12 protein-coding genes are annotated in these 16,181 nt (G+C 35.1%); 4 read left to right on the plus strand and 8 right to left on the minus strand.

The window, feature by feature from the left end; translation table 11 throughout:
• Positions 1 to 6 precede the first annotated feature (6 nt).
• The 3 genes from ACQUQZ_RS22585 to ACQUQZ_RS22595 all read right to left on the minus strand — a co-directional run bounded on the left by ACQUQZ_RS22585 (position 7) and on the right by ACQUQZ_RS22595 (position 2,523).
• A complete protein-coding gene (locus ACQUQZ_RS22585) occupies positions 7 to 513 on the minus strand; it encodes a hypothetical protein (protein WP_435357351.1) in 507 nt (168 codons plus the stop codon).
• Complete coding sequence (gene mreC / locus ACQUQZ_RS22590; protein WP_435357352.1) at positions 510 to 1,370, minus strand: rod shape-determining protein MreC; 861 nt, start codon at positions 1,368 to 1,370, stop codon at positions 510 to 512. The genes ACQUQZ_RS22585 and mreC overlap by 4 nt, the downstream gene beginning before the upstream one ends.
• A gap of 121 nt (positions 1,371 to 1,491) precedes the next feature.
• Entirely contained in the window at positions 1,492 to 2,523 is a 1,032-nt protein-coding gene (locus ACQUQZ_RS22595) for a rod shape-determining protein (protein ID WP_015028530.1), read from the minus strand.
• A 255-nt stretch (positions 2,524 to 2,778) separates the two neighbouring features.
• Here ACQUQZ_RS22595 and ACQUQZ_RS22600 point away from each other — a divergent pair, with 255 nt between their 5' ends.
• The 3 genes from ACQUQZ_RS22600 to ACQUQZ_RS22610 all read left to right on the plus strand — a co-directional run bounded on the left by ACQUQZ_RS22600 (position 2,779) and on the right by ACQUQZ_RS22610 (position 6,823).
• Positions 2,779 to 4,260: a GH3 auxin-responsive promoter family protein gene (locus ACQUQZ_RS22600; protein ID WP_435357353.1), complete on the plus strand. Its 1,482-nt coding sequence runs from the start codon at positions 2,779 to 2,781 to the stop codon at positions 4,258 to 4,260.
• Between the two features lie 187 nt (positions 4,261 to 4,447).
• Positions 4,448 to 6,217 carry a signal peptide peptidase SppA gene (gene sppA, locus ACQUQZ_RS22605; RefSeq protein WP_435357354.1) on the plus strand — a complete coding sequence of 590 codons (1,770 nt, stop codon included), beginning with the start codon at positions 4,448 to 4,450 and terminating at the stop codon, positions 6,215 to 6,217.
• Positions 6,218 to 6,424: 207 nt separating this feature from the next.
• Positions 6,425 to 6,823, plus strand: coding sequence for a MerC domain-containing protein (locus ACQUQZ_RS22610; protein ID WP_435357355.1), 399 nt, complete (start codon positions 6,425 to 6,427; stop codon positions 6,821 to 6,823).
• On the opposite strand, the gene ACQUQZ_RS22615 is transcribed toward ACQUQZ_RS22610, so the two are convergent.
• From ACQUQZ_RS22615 to ACQUQZ_RS22635, 5 genes are all read right to left on the minus strand, one after another.
• A complete protein-coding gene (locus ACQUQZ_RS22615) occupies positions 6,817 to 7,665 on the minus strand; it encodes an NAD-dependent epimerase/dehydratase family protein (protein ID WP_435357356.1) in 849 nt (282 codons plus the stop codon). The genes ACQUQZ_RS22610 and ACQUQZ_RS22615 overlap by 7 nt on opposite strands.
• 126 nt (positions 7,666 to 7,791) lie before the next feature.
• Positions 7,792 to 8,688 (minus strand): glycosyltransferase family 2 protein, encoded by an 897-nt coding sequence (locus tag ACQUQZ_RS22620; protein ID WP_435357357.1) that lies wholly within the window; start codon positions 8,686 to 8,688, stop codon positions 7,792 to 7,794.
• 80 nt (positions 8,689 to 8,768) lie between these two features.
• Positions 8,769 to 10,274, minus strand: a complete 1,506-nt coding sequence (locus ACQUQZ_RS22625; RefSeq protein WP_435357358.1) for a lipopolysaccharide biosynthesis protein — start codon at positions 10,272 to 10,274, stop codon at positions 8,769 to 8,771.
• A gap of 201 nt (positions 10,275 to 10,475) precedes the next feature.
• A complete protein-coding gene (locus tag ACQUQZ_RS22630; RefSeq protein WP_435357359.1) occupies positions 10,476 to 11,540 on the minus strand; it encodes a DUF4249 domain-containing protein in 1,065 nt (354 codons plus the stop codon).
• Positions 11,540 to 14,062 carry a TonB-dependent receptor gene (locus ACQUQZ_RS22635; RefSeq protein WP_435357360.1) on the minus strand — a complete coding sequence of 841 codons (2,523 nt, stop codon included), beginning with the start codon at positions 14,060 to 14,062 and terminating at the stop codon, positions 11,540 to 11,542. Before ACQUQZ_RS22635 ends, ACQUQZ_RS22630 begins: the two co-directional genes overlap by 1 nt.
• Positions 14,063 to 14,355: 293 nt before the next feature.
• Here ACQUQZ_RS22635 and ACQUQZ_RS22640 point away from each other — a divergent pair, with 293 nt between their 5' ends.
• Positions 14,356 to 16,062, plus strand: coding sequence for a hypothetical protein (locus tag ACQUQZ_RS22640; RefSeq protein WP_435357361.1), 1,707 nt, complete (start codon positions 14,356 to 14,358; stop codon positions 16,060 to 16,062).
• Positions 16,063 to 16,181: the final 119 nt, after the last annotated feature.

The raw sequence follows: 16,181 nt of genomic DNA on the forward strand, positions 1-16,181 counted from the left end.
AAACATTTAATTTCCTCTCAAATATTGTAAAATTATAATCATAAACGTGGTAAACACAACGCTACAAATAATTTTCAATATGGTAATAAGAAAAAATTGAAAACCGCCAGCTTCTACAAAAAATAGGGTTGAATGATGTATCAATGTAAGTACTGCCACATAACGCACAAATCTTTCAGCTCCCATATCTTTGAGAGTAATAACGATTTCATTTTCGACTCCTTTGGTTGGAAACAAAAACTTGATGATATAACCTCTCAAATAACCAATCAGCACACTAGCCGAGGCGTGAATTCCAGCAGTATTATAAAAAATATCTACTAAAAGTCCAATCAAGAAACTTATTAAAATCACCCAAATAGGAGCAATTTCGTCGGGCAATAATAAAATACAGGCAATATACACAAAACAAAACGCCACATCGAAAAATACAAAATTGCGAATAACCACAATTTGCAAAATCAAATAAATGACGAAAGTCAGCACTAATCTTATGACAGTTTGAGAATTCATTTTTTAATTTCGGTGGTTGCTTGCTCTATTAATTCTTGTTCTTTTTTGAGCTTATTGTTTACAATATACACATAAGACAAATTTTGAAAATCGGTTGCTAATTCAACCTCAATATCAAAAAAAGCTTGGTCTTGTTTGGCACTTAGTTTACGAATTTTGCCCAGCATTGTTCCCGATGGAAAAATAACATTTTGCTCGGAAGTAATAACTGAATCGCCTTTTTTGATTGGTTTAAAACGGTCAATGGTAGTTAAATCAATTACGCGTGGATTCAGTCCACCCCATTTAGCAATTCCTAATGCTTTATCGTTTTTGGTACGAAGTATTTGGTTTTTAACCTCCGTAGAAACATTGAAATTGGCATGTAAGATTGAATACACACGAGAAAAATGTTCCGAACATTGCATCACTTGCCCAACAACACCTTGTGGACAAATAACACCCATACCAGGTTCAATACCATCCAATGTTCCTTTGTCAAGTGTTAAATAGTTATTTGTCAGGTTCACTGTATTATTGACAACTTTCGCAACTTTGAACTCAAATCGTTTAGCAAACGCCGAGTCAACTTTATAATAATCTCCTTCACGCCCTTTAAACTGCTGCATTGATACAACAATTTTCTTTAATTGAGCATTTTCAGCTATCAATTGATCATTTACACTCCCTAAATTCATGTAATTTTTTACATAATTTGAACTTTCAAGTGTTTTGGCAGCGTAATAATTGGAAGTATTAAAAAAAGACACATCCCAGTAAAGGTTGTTTTTTACAATCAACCAAAAACTGACAAGTTCTAAGATAACAAACAAAAGAAAATTTCGTATGCGAAATATAAGTCGGAAGAGTTGCGACATTTTTAAAGGAATTATGAATTATGAATTATAAATTATGAATTATGAAATTAAATGTATCCTCCTAATGGCATTAGGAATGCTACTCTCATAATTCATAATTCATAACTCATATCTCAAAAAATTATTGAACAATAACTGCTCTATACTTTTCGATATTTTTCAAAATCTCACCAGTTCCACGAACAACGGCACGAAGCGGATCGTCAGCAACGTGAATTGGCAATTTTGTTTTAATAGCCAAGCGTTTGTCTAAGCCATGAAGTAATGCTCCTCCACCTGTCAAATAAATACCATTTTCATAAATATCAGCCGAAAGCTCTGGTGGCGACATTTCTAAGGCACGCATGATCGCTTCTTCAATTTTTGAAATTGATTTGTCAAGAGCATAAGCAATTTCACTATAAGTAACTTTAATTTCTTTCGGAATACCAGTCATTAAGTCACGACCACGGATTTCAATATCAGCAGGAGGATTATCCAAATCTGGTAATGCAGCACCCACTTGAATTTTGATAAATTCGGCCGAACGCTCACCAATAAGCAAGTTATGCTCACGACGCATATAATCAACAATATCTCTCGTAAACAAGTCACCTGCGATACGAACCGACGCCTCACAAACAATACCCGAAAGGGCAATCACAGCAATCTCAGTAGTACCACCACCAATATCGGCAATCATTGAACCATTAGGCTGCTCAATGTCAATACCAATTCCAATCGCTGCAGCAATAGGCTCATGTACCATATACACTTCTTTTGCACCAGCATGTTCGGCTGAATCTTTTACCGCACGTTTCTCAACCTCAGTGATACCAGATGGAATACAAATGACCATTCGGTGTGAAGGAGAAAAAAACCAACTACGACCCGTCTCAATCATCTTAATCATGCCACGAATCATCAATTCAGCAGCAGTAAAGTCAGCAATTACACCATCTTTGAGTGGACGAATAGTCTTTATATTTTCGTTAGTTTTCTCGTGCATTTGCATTGCTTTGTGTCCTATCGCTAACACTTTTCCGGTAATCTTATCCAAAGCAATAATAGAGGGTTCATCTACAACTATTTGGTCTTTGTAGATAATGAGGGTATTTGCAGTACCCAAGTCAATCGCGATGTCACTCGTGAGGAAATTAAACAGTCCAGCCATTTTGAGCTTTATGGGTTAAAAAAATTGATTTGCCCGCAAATTTACAACTATTATTTGCAAAATATTCCTAAAAACTTGAAAAAGTATTGAAAAAGAAAAAAGTATTTAACTTTTATACCTTTACATATCAGTTCCACTTATAATAGTTGAGAGTAGTAAAAAACTATTATCTTTGCCAAATATCTTCCTGTATGCTATTTATTTTAGGCTTTTTATGAATATTTCTAAGGCCTCAATTATAATTATTTATTGAAAATGGGAATTCGTTCTATCCTTAGTAAACCATTAGCAGCATACGTTGTTGCAAAACAAAAAAAGTGGATTAGTCGCTCAGCAGAGGTACAAACCAAATGGCAACAACAACTTGTTAATCAAGCTGTTAATACAGCTTTTGGCAAAGACCATTATTTCAAAGATATTCATAATTATGATGATTTCAAACAGGCAATCCCTGTGCGTGATTATGAGGATTTAAAACCTTATATTAATCAAATTTTAGAGGGAAAGGAAAATGTTCTTTGGCAAGGAAAACCACTATATTTTGCTAAAACTTCGGGCACCACTTCGGGGACAAAATATATCCCCATCTCAAAAGATTCAATTCATAACCATATTGATTCTGCCAGAAATGCTCTGCTTAATTATATAAACGAAACAGGTAAGGCAAAATTTTTAGATAACAAACTTATTTTTCTTTCGGGAAGTCCTGAGATGCACGAAAATGCAGGAATTAAAACTGGACGACTTTCTGGAATTTCTACCCACCATGTGCCTGCCTACTTGCAAGCCAATCGTTTGCCTTCTTACGAAACCAATTGTATAGAAGATTGGGAAACAAAATTAGAGAAAATCATTGACGAAACGATTGACCAACCGATGAGTTTGATTTCGGGAATCCCACCGTGGGTACAAATGTATTTTGATAGAATTCAAGCACGTACAGGCAAAAAGATAAAAGATGTTTTCCCAACTTTCGATTTGTTTGTATATGGTGGTGTAAATTTTGAACCTTACCGAGCAAAATTGCTTGATTCAATTGGTAAAAAAATTGACTCCATTGAATTCTTTCCTGCATCCGAAGGTTTTTTTGCCTACCAAGATTCGCAAAACCATGAAGGGATGTTGCTCTTATTAGATACAGGTATTTTCTATGAATTTATTCCTGCCGAAGAGTTTTTTAATGAAAAACCTACACGTTTAAGCATTGAGCAAGTAGAAATAGGCAAAAATTATGCTCTTATCATTAATAATAACGCCGGACTTTGGGGCTACTCGATTGGGGATACAGTAAAATTTGTTTCGCTAAATCCTTATAGAGTGATTGTTTCTGGTAGAATCAAACATTTTATTTCAGCCTTTGGCGAACACGTCATTGGAGAAGAAGTAGAAAAAGCCATGAAGTTTGCCTGCCAACGACACCCAGAAGTAGAAATTGTAGAGTTTACTGTCGCTCCGATGGTTGCACCAAATGAAGGTTTACCTTACCACGAATGGCTCATCGAGTTTGCCGTTCCACCACGTGACATGCAACAGTTCACCAATGATTTAGACAACAAAATGACGGAGTTGAATGTTTATTATGATGATTTGATTGCTGGAAGTATTCTGAAAAAATTGGTCATCACCCCACTCAAAAAAAATGCTTTCATCGACTATATGCGTTCAGAAGGTAAATTGGGCGGTCAGAATAAAGTTCCTCGCTTGTCAAATGACAGAAAAATTGCCAATAAACTTTAAAGAATGTTGGGCTTAAAGTGCTGAATTATGAGTTACAATTAAGATTGCCACCCCCTAAACTCAACATTCAGCACTCAGAACTCAGAACTCATAACTTATATCCCCCTTTTATCAAACTCTTTAAAAAAATTACTGTATCTACATATATTTTTGTAGTCATAAAGAAAACTAAACTTATAACCGTATTATGTTACAATTTTTGAAATACGTTTTTGCTACTATTGTCGGAATTTTCCTGTTCACTCTTCTTAGCTTTTTCCTATTAATAGGAATCGGTGCTGCGATGTCGAGTTCAGACACTAAAACGACTGTCGCTTCTAATTCAGTTCTAAAACTTGACTTGAATCAAGTAATTAGAGAAAATGCTGCTGAAGAAGACCCATTTACTGAAATTTTGTCGGGCGGCAATTCTCCTGGGCAAATTAGCTTACCACAAATCAAAGAAGCCTTGGCAAATGCTAAAATCGACCCAAATATCAAAGGGATTTATTTGAAAGCAGAATATCCAATGGGCGGTTTGGCTACATTGAAAGAAGTCAGAGAATATCTTTTAGATTTCAAAAAATCGAAGAAATTTATCTATTCTTATGGAGAAACAATGACTGAAGGTGCGATTTACCTTTGTTCGGTTGCGGATAAAAGCTATCTAACTCCTCAAGGTGGTTTAGATTTTAATGGTTTAAGTGCTGAATACCCTTTTATGAAAGGTTTATTTGACAAAATTGGTGTGAAACCTGAGATTTTTAGGGTTGGTGAATATAAAAGTGCTGTTGAACCATTTTTCCTGACAAAAATGAGTGATGCCAATCGTGAACAAACACAGTCATTTATTTCTGACATGGCGAATAATTTTTATGGAGAAATTGCCCAAGCTCGTCAAATTCCGATGGCAGATTTGAATAATATTTTAAATAATGCCTTAATTCAAGAACCAGCAGATGCTGTCAAATATAAATTGATTACAAATGTGGGGTATTGGGATGAGTTTGAAAAAGAACTACGCAAAGCAATAGATAACAAAGACGACAAAAAAATAGAGTATATAGGCTTAAATAAATATTTGAAAGCTGATAAGTTAGTAAAAGAAGGTAATAATTCTAATAGAATTGCCGTCATCGTAGGAGAAGGAGATATTGTTTCGGGTGAAGGCAATTCCGAAAACATTGGTTCGGAGAAAATTGTAAAAGAACTTCAAAAAGCTCGTAAAGATTCAAAAATCAAGGCCATTGTACTTAGAATCAACTCAGGTGGTGGAAGTGCCTTGGCTTCTGATGTTATGTGGAGAGAAGTAGAATTAACCAAAAAAGTGAAACCTGTCATCGCATCAATGGGCGACTATGCTGCTTCGGGTGGGTATTTTATGGCAATGGGTTGCGACACGATTGTGGCACAACCAACCACATTGACTGGTTCGATTGGTATTTTTGGTGTAATATTCAATGCGGAGAAGTTAATGAACGAAAAACTTGGGATAACTTTTGATGGTGTTGTTTCACATAAATATGCTAATTCCCCATCAGCCACTCGTACCATGAATGATGCCGAAAAGAATATGATTCAAAATGGTGTGAATAAAGGTTATGAAAACTTTACCTCAAAAGCAGCAAAAGGTCGCCACATGAGTATCGAAAAACTAAAATCACTTGCTGGTGGCAGAGTTTGGACAGGAACCCAAGCAAAAGCCAATGGTTTGGTTGATATTTTAGGGGGAATAGATGTTGCAATTGAAGTAGCTGCTAAAAAGGCAAAATTGAAAGAGGGCGATTATAGAGTAAAATATTTGCCTATCAAAAAGTCAAGTTTTGAAACAATCATGGAGAAATTCAGCAATGACCAAGAAGAGTCAAAATTGAAAGCATATTTGGGTGACTTTGCTCCTTATGCTAAACAATTGAAAAATCTTCAAAATTTGGATAAAATTCAAGCAAGAATGCCTTTTGATGTAGTCATAAAATAAGATTCGAGAAGCGAGATAAAAGATTTGAGAAAACAGATTGATTAGCAATAGTCAATCTGTTTTTTTGTAACATTTCTATAAAATTAAACAAAAAAATACATTTAGAAACCTGTTTTATAAATTGAACTAATTTATTTGCAATGATGTTGCATATTTACTTTATCTTTGCAGCAGCATTGCAAGGGCATTACGTTTGTTTAAATTTCTATGCGAAAAATTATCACTCATTATCATACACTCAATAAAGTAGGCTTGTGGCTTTCCATTCTTTGTACAATTCATTGTATTGCTATGCCCTTTCTTATCACTGCTATTCCTTTTCTGAGTGGTAGCTTTATTAGTGAACGTTCGGAGATTTATTTGATAGGAGTCAGTGCTATTATCGCAGTTTTTTTATTGGTAAAAGATTATAGAAATCACCAAAACGCTTTACCGCTTATACTACTCGCTTTTGCTTTTTCTTTTAATCTAATCGGTTTATTTTTGGCAAAAGGTATTTATGAAATTACCTTCAATGTCATTGGAGCCTTGACAATGGCTACTGCCTATTGGATAAATTGGAAAGAACATCGCCGTGTTTTTCACAGCCACGACCACGCTCATTGATTAGCTCGTTTGTAGTAAAAATCAAGTGGGTTTTCATAAATGAATTGATAATCCGAATATTCTAACCACTTTTTAGGGCTAATTATTTTAAATGGCGGAGCTTCGTTTGGTGTTACAAATTCGGGCATTTCAAAGCCTAATTCTTCACAGTTTCTTGCATAAATTTCTTTTCTGGTGGGGTGAATTGGCGACACAATATTGAAGGTTTCATTCCAAATTTCTTTATCTATAATTGTCTCTACTACTTTTATCACATCATCACGATGCACATAATTTACTTGAATATCGCCTGTGGTGAGTCCTTTCCAGCCTGAAAAATATTTAGCTGGAATACGGTCATAACCCATCAAACCGCCGCAACGTAATATTGTCAAATTAATATTTGAATTTTTACAGAAATCTTTTAGTAAATTTTCGGCTTTCACCATTGTTGAGCTGGCTGATTGTTCGGGTGTTGTTACATCATCTTCAAATACTTCTCTATTCAATTCTGGGTAAACTGAAGTTGAACTTATATAAATGATATTTTTGATAAAAGCGTTTTTGATGAGTGAAAGCAAATTAGAAATTTGCTCTACATGGGCATCTGTTTTTTGTAAGCTGATGCGTGGCGGTATATTTATCAAAAGTGTTTGTGTGCTTAGAAAGTTATCCACATTTTCGCCAACAACTTGTGGATTAATTTGAATGCGAAACGCTTCGATGCCATTTTCTGTCAAAATAAGCAATTTTTCTTCGTTAGTTGTACTACCTTTTACGATATAATTGTTTTCAGAAAAGTGCTTCCCGAGGGACAAACCCAGCCAACCACAGCCAAGAATACTTATTGATGGTTTACTCATTTTGTTTTAAATAAATTATTGAAGGAATTATGCAAACCCAAACGTGGCACATCATTGCGATTGTTTTAAAAGTCGAAGTAACATATCAGATCTGCCATGTTTAAAGAATTGAAGGTTAAAATAGATTTATGGTTTACTATTGACTTGTGGGCTGCCGACTGTGGACTGTCTTTCCTCACTTTCAATCTCAAAAATCTTCACATCAACTACAAATCTAAACCAAAGTGCTTGCAAGAAATGAAAAATCAAACCTTCTTTTCCATCTAAAATCCCCAATTGAATAAAATATCTATGGAAAAAGTAGATAAATGGGCGAACAAAAAGAGGCATTCCCCACCAAATTTTCTTTAAAAATGCCGTACGCTGGTCTGGACTACCAAAAAACTTGGGTTGAATTGTTTGGTTACGTAGTTGCTTTTTTCGTTCAACTTCTTCTTTTGCTGTTTGGTCGCTATAACGGTTATGTTTTTCAATCCAAAAACTTATGCGATTTTCTTTGAGATTTTCTTCTTTTAAATAGCCCTTTTCCCAAACAATATTTTTTCCTGGGGCTACAAAACGATGATCCATGTTTTCATTCAAATCTGAAAAACCGATACCCGTGCGAAACATTTTCATTAAATATTTCGGAAAATATCCACCATGTTTGAGCCAACGCCCCTTGAAGTAATTTTTACGATTAAAGAAAATACCATTTACATCGGCTGGTGTTGTTGAATTTTTAAAATGCTGTAACATTTTTAATAATTCGGGCAAAACAATATGGTCAGAATCAAGCCCGATCGTCCAAGGCGTACTGACTGGGAAGTTTTTTAAGGCAAAATCCCATTGTTTTGGGTGATTTTCAAACTTATTATATTTTACAGTAGCTCCATAATTTGCTGCTATTTCGAGCGTGCGGTCGGTACTTCCCGAATCTAAAATATATGTTTGGGCATCAAGTGCCTTGATTGATTCAAGCAAGCGAGGAAGATGCTGCTCTTCATTGAAAGCTAGTATAATTATGGTAAATTCTGTATTCATTTTGTATTTCAGCCCCCTATATTTTCTTTTGATTTGTAGGCACAATTTAGAATCGGCGTTGCGAACAACATTGTGTTACATTAAAACTTAAATTTTTTGCTCAAACCCAAGCTTTTTCTTTCCAAAACAACAATACCAAATAAAAACAATAAACTTAGGACAATATGTAAAGGAATAGCAATGTATGGATTCTCTATTTTGATTTGCCAAGAAGCAAAAATCAACAAACCAGCAGCGATAAGATAAATGCTCACCGATTTGAGTTCATAAGGAATTGGATAATATTTTTGTCCATAATAATAACACAAAAACATCATTATGAATGAAGAGAAGGCGAAGGTAATAGCACAGCCAACATAACCCAAAATCGGAATCAAGATGATATTTAAAATAACCGTCAGAATCATTCCCAAAATGGTGAAATATGTCCCAAAATGAGTCTTATCGCTCAATTTGAACCACATCGACATATTTTGATAAACTCCAACAAATAGATTTGCCAATAGTAAAATTGGCACAACAACAATTCCTGAACGATAGTTTTTACCCAAAATCAAGCTAATCAAATCTATATTGATACTGACACCTACCCAAATCAAAATACAAGCAATCGTAAACCATTTGGTGGCCAAAGCAATCATCGAAGGCGAGTTTTTATCTTCAGCTTTTGAGAAAAAGAAAGGGTCGGCGGCATAGCGGTATGCTTGCACCACGAGCAACATAAAAATTGATAACTTATAGACATTTGCATAAATACTAAAAGCGTCGTCGGTACTAAAACCTTTGTAGAAACCTTCGGGGAGTATTTCTCGAAACATCACACGGTCGGCTGTTTGATTGATTGCTCCAGCAATGCCCATAATAAGTAGCGGATAAGCATAAACTAAAACAGGCTTAAATTTCTCGAAATCGAAACTAAATTTAAAGTCAACAAATTCTCGCCATAAAAGTAAAATTGTAATTAGGCTGGCAATGAAATTTGCCCAAACAATATAATCTGGGCCGATTGCAGGGTTATAGAAGAAGTCGGCAAAAGGTTTCCATGAACTAAGAAAAAGTCCTTCATGGATATATTTACAAAACATCAAATAAAAAGCATTGAGTCCGATATTGATGAAAATATTCGTTAATCGAATAAAAACAAAACGTTTTGCTCGATTTTCAGCTCTTAACTTCACAAATACAATAGCTGCGATGGCATCAGTTGCTAAAATAATAGCAAACCAAACAATCAGTCTTTCCTTGCCTGGAAAACCCATCCAATTGATAATAGGTGTAGCAAAGAAATAAATGATTGTAGAAAAAGCAACACTTGTCAGAATGATATATGAGAGAATAAGGTTATAATATTCTTGTCGATTTTCCTTTTTGTTGGCATATCTAAAAAATGCAGTTTCCATGCCATACGTGTAGAAAATATTCAGCAAAATTACATAGATATACAACTGATTATTATCAGCAAGAAGTTTGGGCTGATGAAAAACCCGTGTGTGAACTGCTACTAAAAGCCAATTCAAGAATCGCCCTGCAATACTACTAATACCATATAGAGCAGTATCGCTCGCTAATTTTTTTACTACGCTCATATATTAGTCGATGGTCAATAGACCGTAGTCGATAGTTTTTTCTTGAAGAAAAATGATGATAATTAACAAAATTCATAGTAGTCGAGTATCTGTGAAAAACACTCGACTATTAGAAATTTCCTGCAATTTCAGCACTTATGGAGTTATATGCAAGCGAAAGCATTAGAATCAACAAATTGCAAATAAATATTTGAGAAAAAATCAAAATAAATCAGGTAACGTATAACCTATATTATAATCAACAAAACCAGCATTTTTACAATCCCAAAGCGGAGCATCTTTGTAGCGAATATTATGGAAATTTGCATAAAACTGTACTTTTTGGAGTATTTCAGGAGTAATTGCATTAAATCTATCAACTGTTAGTCGTTGTTTTATAACGCCTCCAACCAGAAATATTCCCAAAACTTCTTGGCTTGCATTATTGGTACATTTCAAATTACCGATAATTTGAGCAGGAATTTTATCGAAAAGTCCTCCACCTATGACTCGTTGATCTTCTTGGCGTTTCCAATAATTATAAGTTTCTTTTGAAACTGAAAAAACATCCAATTGCACAACCCAGTCAGGAAAGTCTTGTAAATTTACGCTTCCGAGAGAAAGTGGTATATTTTTCCCATTTACCAAAAAATCATTGACTAAAATTGGTTGTGTATTGAGTGGAGCTCGCCAACATTTTGAATAACAAACAGGCGTTGGAGCAGGTGGTGGCGGTGGCTCAGGGCAAGTTGTCAGGAATTGAACAAAATCTTGGCGTTTAATAAAATAATAATCTTCGGTTTCTTTCGAATCTTTTATGGCTGCTTTCAAATCAAATCGCATATCTTCAACTTTTTCGGCATTGATAAATTTGTACGAAAACTCGCTCAAAGGTGTAGGTAATTTGAGTTCTTCAGGTGTTGACTCGATTTCTATGCCATCAGAAGTTTTAATTTTTAATTGGTATTTTTGGTTGGCTACCCCTTTAAACAAAGGGCTTGTTTGGTAAAAACCCGCACGAATTTCGGTCAATTGCGTCATTCTTCCTAAACCATCAACAATTTTCACATCGGCATTTTTGATAACCTGTCCTTGAAACTCGGTTACGTCATAAGGTGAGTACGAACTTGTGCGATTTAATCTTACGCTATATGGCCCATTTTGATTGGTCATTTCGCCATAAACAACAATGGCATTGCTTAAATTTTTTGTTTTGAAGTCATCTATTTCTGTTTCACAAGAAAAAAATAACGAACAAAGTATGAGAAAGAAAGCTATTTTTTTCATCAGAATTTAAAATTATAAGTTAGTGATGGAATGGCTGCTCCCAAAACGGAGAGTTTATAAGTACGTGCTAAGTTTCTTAAACCCGTTGATGAGCGAAAATAAATGGAATAGACATTCTGGCGATTCAAAATATTATAAATCGAGAAATTCCAACTGCTATTCATTTTGCTTTTTTCCTTGGGGTCGAGCGTTAGTCCTACATCTAATCTAAAATAGTCAGGTATTCTTTCGGCATTTCGGAGGGTAAAACTTGGCGAAGCATAGCCATCAAGGTTTTCAATAATGGTAGCATTTTCTAAAAAAACATACGTTTGACCATTATATACATAAGACCTTTTGTCAAGTCCTTGTCTTGGATTCAAACCTTTGGCAACCATGTAGTCATAAACATCATTATACGCATAAATTTTATAACGACCATTCGGGTAGGTGATTGGGCGACCAGTATTATAGGTAAAATTGGCATTAAACGTAATTCGCTTGCTCCAACGGTTATTCAACACAAATTTGATGTTATGTGGCGAATCAAAATTGGCAGGAAATCTAAGTCCAAAATTTGCTCCAACTTGATTTTCATTTGCCTCTATTTGACGGAATGTACGAGAGTAAGTATATGATAACCAACCTGTTAGCTTTTTTCCTCTTGCTTTTTTGATGAAAAACTCAGCACCATAAGCATACCCTTTTCCAACCAAAAGTTGTGTTTCTACAGTTGGATTGAGGTAAAGTGCCGCTCCATCCACATAGTCAATAACATTTTTCAGGTTTTTGTAATAAACTTCGACCGAAGTTTCAAAAGTACTATTTTGTGCATTATTGAAGTTTTTAAAAACACCAATCGAAAACTGGTCGGCAATTTGTTGTGGCAATTGAGCATTACTATTTTTCCAAATATCGGCAGGCGAAATCGCCATTGTATTGGAAAGTAAGTGCATAAATTGTTGCATCCGATTGAAACCTAATTTGACAGAAAAACTCGAATCAATCTTGAAGGCAAATGAGAAACGAGGCTCAAAACCACCATAAGATTTAATGACTGAGCCTTTTTTATAAGTCAATGTATCGGTAATTGTTTCGATTTCTCGGGGTTTTCCAAGTTGATAGTTATAGACATTGTCAGGGCCAACAAGTTGATAAAAAGCATATCTTAGTCCATAATCAATACTTATTTTTGGACTTAAAGTTAGGCTATGCCCTGCATAAACCGACATTTCTCTTGATTGCTGCACAGGCATTTTGAATGCCTCAATGATTGATTGCGGAGCATTTGGAAGTAAACTTCCTGCATCATTTCGGTAAAGGCTAAAATCACCACCAAAATCAATTCGGCTTTTATTAGATACTTCATAACTTAAATCTTCTCTAATAGATTTTTGTATAATCGAAGGTTGCCATTTGTATTCAAATTGAGGCTTTAGACCTGTAATGCCATATTGGTATTTGCTCAAAAAAACTGTTAAATTATGGGAGATTTTATTGCCAATCAACGCATTGTGTTTGAGGCTAACATTGCGTGTATTCCAAGAATAAAGTGTGTCTTGTGCAAATTTAAAAGCATCATCGCTAGTGTAGGCAGCCAAAGAAATGCGTTGATTTTTGCCAAATTTATGCGTGATTTTTGCATTGATGTCATAAAAATTTGCTTTACTTTGTTTCAAAGCAGGGTTATTGAAATATTTCAAATAAAAGTCTGATAATGAGGCTCTTGCACCAACAATAATAGACGTTTTTCCTTTAAAAATTGGTCCCTCCACAAGCAAACGGCTGGAAATTGGCCCTACACCACCTTGCAAACTCCATTTATCAAAATTTCCTTCTTTCAGTCTAACATCCAAAACTGAAGATGCTCTTCCGCCATACATTGATGGGATGCCGCCCTTAAAAAGGCTGACATCTTGCACCATATCGGCATTGAAACCTGTGAAAAAACCAAATAAATGAGAGGTATTAAAAAGCGGAATACCGTCTAAAAGTACTAGGTTTTGGTCAACATTTCCCCCTCTGACATTGAAACCAGAAGCCCCCTCTCCTACTGTTGAAACGCCTGGCAAAAGCATGATACTTCTGATGACATCTGCTTCACCCATCAAGTTGGGAAGTTTTTTTAAGGTTTTTCCAGAGATTTTTTCGACACCCATAATGGTCCGATTGACATTAGCATCGGCTTTTTCGGCAGTAATTACTACCTCATCAAGCAAGCGAGGGACTTTTTCTAAAAGAAAATCGAAATTAAGGTTTTGGCTAAGAGAAAATCTTTCAATTCTGATTTTATAGCCCAAAGTTCTGACAACAATTTGGTAAGATTTAGGCGGTAGCAATATCGAAAAATAACCTAAAGAGTCGGTAGAAACACCAACTGTCATACCCGAAAAAAGGATACTGGTATTTTCGAGTGGTGAGCCAGTTTCAGCATCTTTTACAGTTCCCGAAAGTAAGAATTGTTTTTTCTGTCCGAAAGCGTCTTGACTAAAATAAGTTGTGGCAAAGCTACATAAGCAAAAGAGTAATAAGCGTATTTTCATTTATAGGTTTTTAGTATTTTAACCATAAAGATAGATAGATTCAATTATTTTTTTAAGTTAAAATAGAAGAATGGTACATAATAATTGACAGACGGAGTAAGAAGTGCGATGAATCAGGCAAGTGTATTTAAGATTTGGAGTCCTGTTAAAAAGAAAGTTTTATTTTTTTCTTTGAAGTAAGCAAAAATAACAAAACTTTGTCTTAGAATTGTACAATAATATCGCTCTCAACAAGGAAGAGAATTTTATCTAATTACACATCACCAACAAATATATTAACATATCAACCACTCATGAATAGAAGAGATTTTGTAGCTATGGGAGCTACTTCCCTTTGTGCCGTACCTTTTATTGGCTTTAGTACTTTTCTCCCAAAAACAGATAATAAACCTATTTGGCTTATCGAATGGATAAAAATCCATGACCAACAACTTCCCAATTTTAAAGCACTAAAAGTTACAGACCCTAATCATAAGTATTGGGGAGGTTATATGGATGATGTTGAAATACCCAACCCTCATACAACCAGTGGTTTTATTGGCAAAGCCTGTATGCTCATGTCATGCCCAGAATCTTCATTTTATCAATCAAAAGATATATTGAAAGAAGTAGAAGATGCGACAAAGGCTATGTTAAAATTTCAGCACATTGATGGTACGATTGATTTATTGGCAACCAATTTCCACTCAACACCCGATACAGCTTTTGTTTTAGAAAACATCGTTCCTGCATACAAGTTTCTGAAACAATCAAATACAAAAGGCATTGAAAATACACTTGATTTGCTACAAAAATTCTTGAAAAATGCAGGTGAAGCTCTAATCGTTGGTGGAATCCATACGCCAAATCATCGTTGGGTGGTTTCGGCAGCTTTGACTAAACTCAATGAATTATTCCCTGATAAACGCTACATTACTCGCATTGACGAATGGTTGGCAGAACACATAGACCTCGATCCAGATGGGCAATATACCGAGAAAAGCACCAATAGCTATTCGCCTATTGTCAATCGTTCGTTGATAATAATGGCAAAAGGACTTAATAAACCTGAATTATTAGAACCTGTGCTTAAAAATCTCGAAATGACATTGTACTACGTTCATCCCAATGGCGAGGTTGTTACTGAGGCATCGAACAGACAAGATAAAGGTACAATAGGTAATATGTCGAAATACTATTATTGCTATCGTTTTATGGCTTTACGAAAAAATAATGGTGAAATGGCTGCAATGACTCGACAAATTGAAAAGACCAGCACCAAAGAACAATTGGCAGGCTTTCTTGATTATTTTTTAGAAGATCCTACACTTTGGAAAGAATTACCCGCCGATAAATCTTTGCCGACAAGCTACGCAAAGGCATTTCCATATTCAGGTGTGGTGCGTATTAGACGCAATAATTGGGATTCAACCATTTTATCAAATAATACCAGTTGGCTGACCTTTCACAAAGGCAATGCTGTTTTGCAGGCAATGCGTGTAGCGGCCTCATTTTTTGGAAAAGGGCAATTTGAGTCAGAAAAAATTGAGCAACAAGGTGATACATGGATTTTACGAAAATCACTCGAAGGGCCTTATTTTCAACCGCTTGATAAAGAAAAAATCTCACCCGATGGTGATTTCGATAAAATGCCAAGAACACTCAGGAAACAAAGTGAAATTCAACAACTTGAAACAATTGTAAAAATTAAAGAAGCCAACAATAGTCTTGAAATTGTAATAGACATGAGCGGAACTGAAGGTGTACCTGTTTCTTTAGAATTAATTTTTAGAGTAGGCGGTACTTTTTCGGGTGTTACAAAATCAAACAAAAAAGAAAATGCTTATCTTTTTTCAGACGAAAAAGGCACATACACCGTTGGCAATGATAGCATTAATTTTAGCTCAGGGAAAGTCGAGCATAAGAATATTCTGCTGAGAGGAGCTTTGCCTGCAATGGATGCTCCAACGGTTTATTTAACTGGTTTTACACCTTTCAAACACACCATAAAACTCTCTTGATAATTTAAAAATAAGTTGTTTTCAAAAAGAATTTCTAAGTCCTTGAGCAACTATTATCGACTTTCCGTTGATGAAATTTATAAGAAGTTGGGATATTCAACAGTATAAATTTTGATAAA

The organism is Emticicia sp. SJ17W-69 (assembly GCF_051209875.1).
Classification (GTDB): domain Bacteria; phylum Bacteroidota; class Bacteroidia; order Cytophagales; family Spirosomataceae; genus Emticicia.

Bases quoted from the DNA above. Each gene is read 5' to 3' on its own strand.
- ACQUQZ_RS22615 (WP_435357356.1), bottom strand. From the start codon at position 7,665: ATGAGTAAACCATCAATAAGTATTCTTGGCTGTGGTTGGCTGGGTTTG.
- ACQUQZ_RS22640 (WP_435357361.1), top strand. From the start codon at position 14,356: ATGAATAGAAGAGATTTTGTAGCTATGGGAGCTACTTCCCTTTGTGCC.
- ACQUQZ_RS22635 (WP_435357360.1), bottom strand. From the start codon at position 14,062: ATGAAAATACGCTTATTACTCTTTTGCTTATGTAGCTTTGCCACAACT.
- ACQUQZ_RS22600 (WP_435357353.1), top strand. From the start codon at position 2,779: ATGGGAATTCGTTCTATCCTTAGTAAACCATTAGCAGCATACGTTGTT.
- ACQUQZ_RS22630 (WP_435357359.1), bottom strand. From the start codon at position 11,540: ATGAAAAAAATAGCTTTCTTTCTCATACTTTGTTCGTTATTTTTTTCT.
- ACQUQZ_RS22610 (WP_435357355.1), top strand. From the start codon at position 6,425: ATGCGAAAAATTATCACTCATTATCATACACTCAATAAAGTAGGCTTG.
- mreC (WP_435357352.1), bottom strand. From the start codon at position 1,370: ATGTCGCAACTCTTCCGACTTATATTTCGCATACGAAATTTTCTTTTG.
- ACQUQZ_RS22620 (WP_435357357.1), bottom strand. From the start codon at position 8,688: ATGAATACAGAATTTACCATAATTATACTAGCTTTCAATGAAGAGCAG.
- ACQUQZ_RS22625 (WP_435357358.1), bottom strand. From the start codon at position 10,274: ATGAGCGTAGTAAAAAAATTAGCGAGCGATACTGCTCTATATGGTATT.
- ACQUQZ_RS22585 (WP_435357351.1), bottom strand. From the start codon at position 513: ATGAATTCTCAAACTGTCATAAGATTAGTGCTGACTTTCGTCATTTAT.
- ACQUQZ_RS22595 (WP_015028530.1), bottom strand. From the start codon at position 2,523: ATGGCTGGACTGTTTAATTTCCTCACGAGTGACATCGCGATTGACTTG.
- sppA (WP_435357354.1), top strand. From the start codon at position 4,448: ATGTTACAATTTTTGAAATACGTTTTTGCTACTATTGTCGGAATTTTC.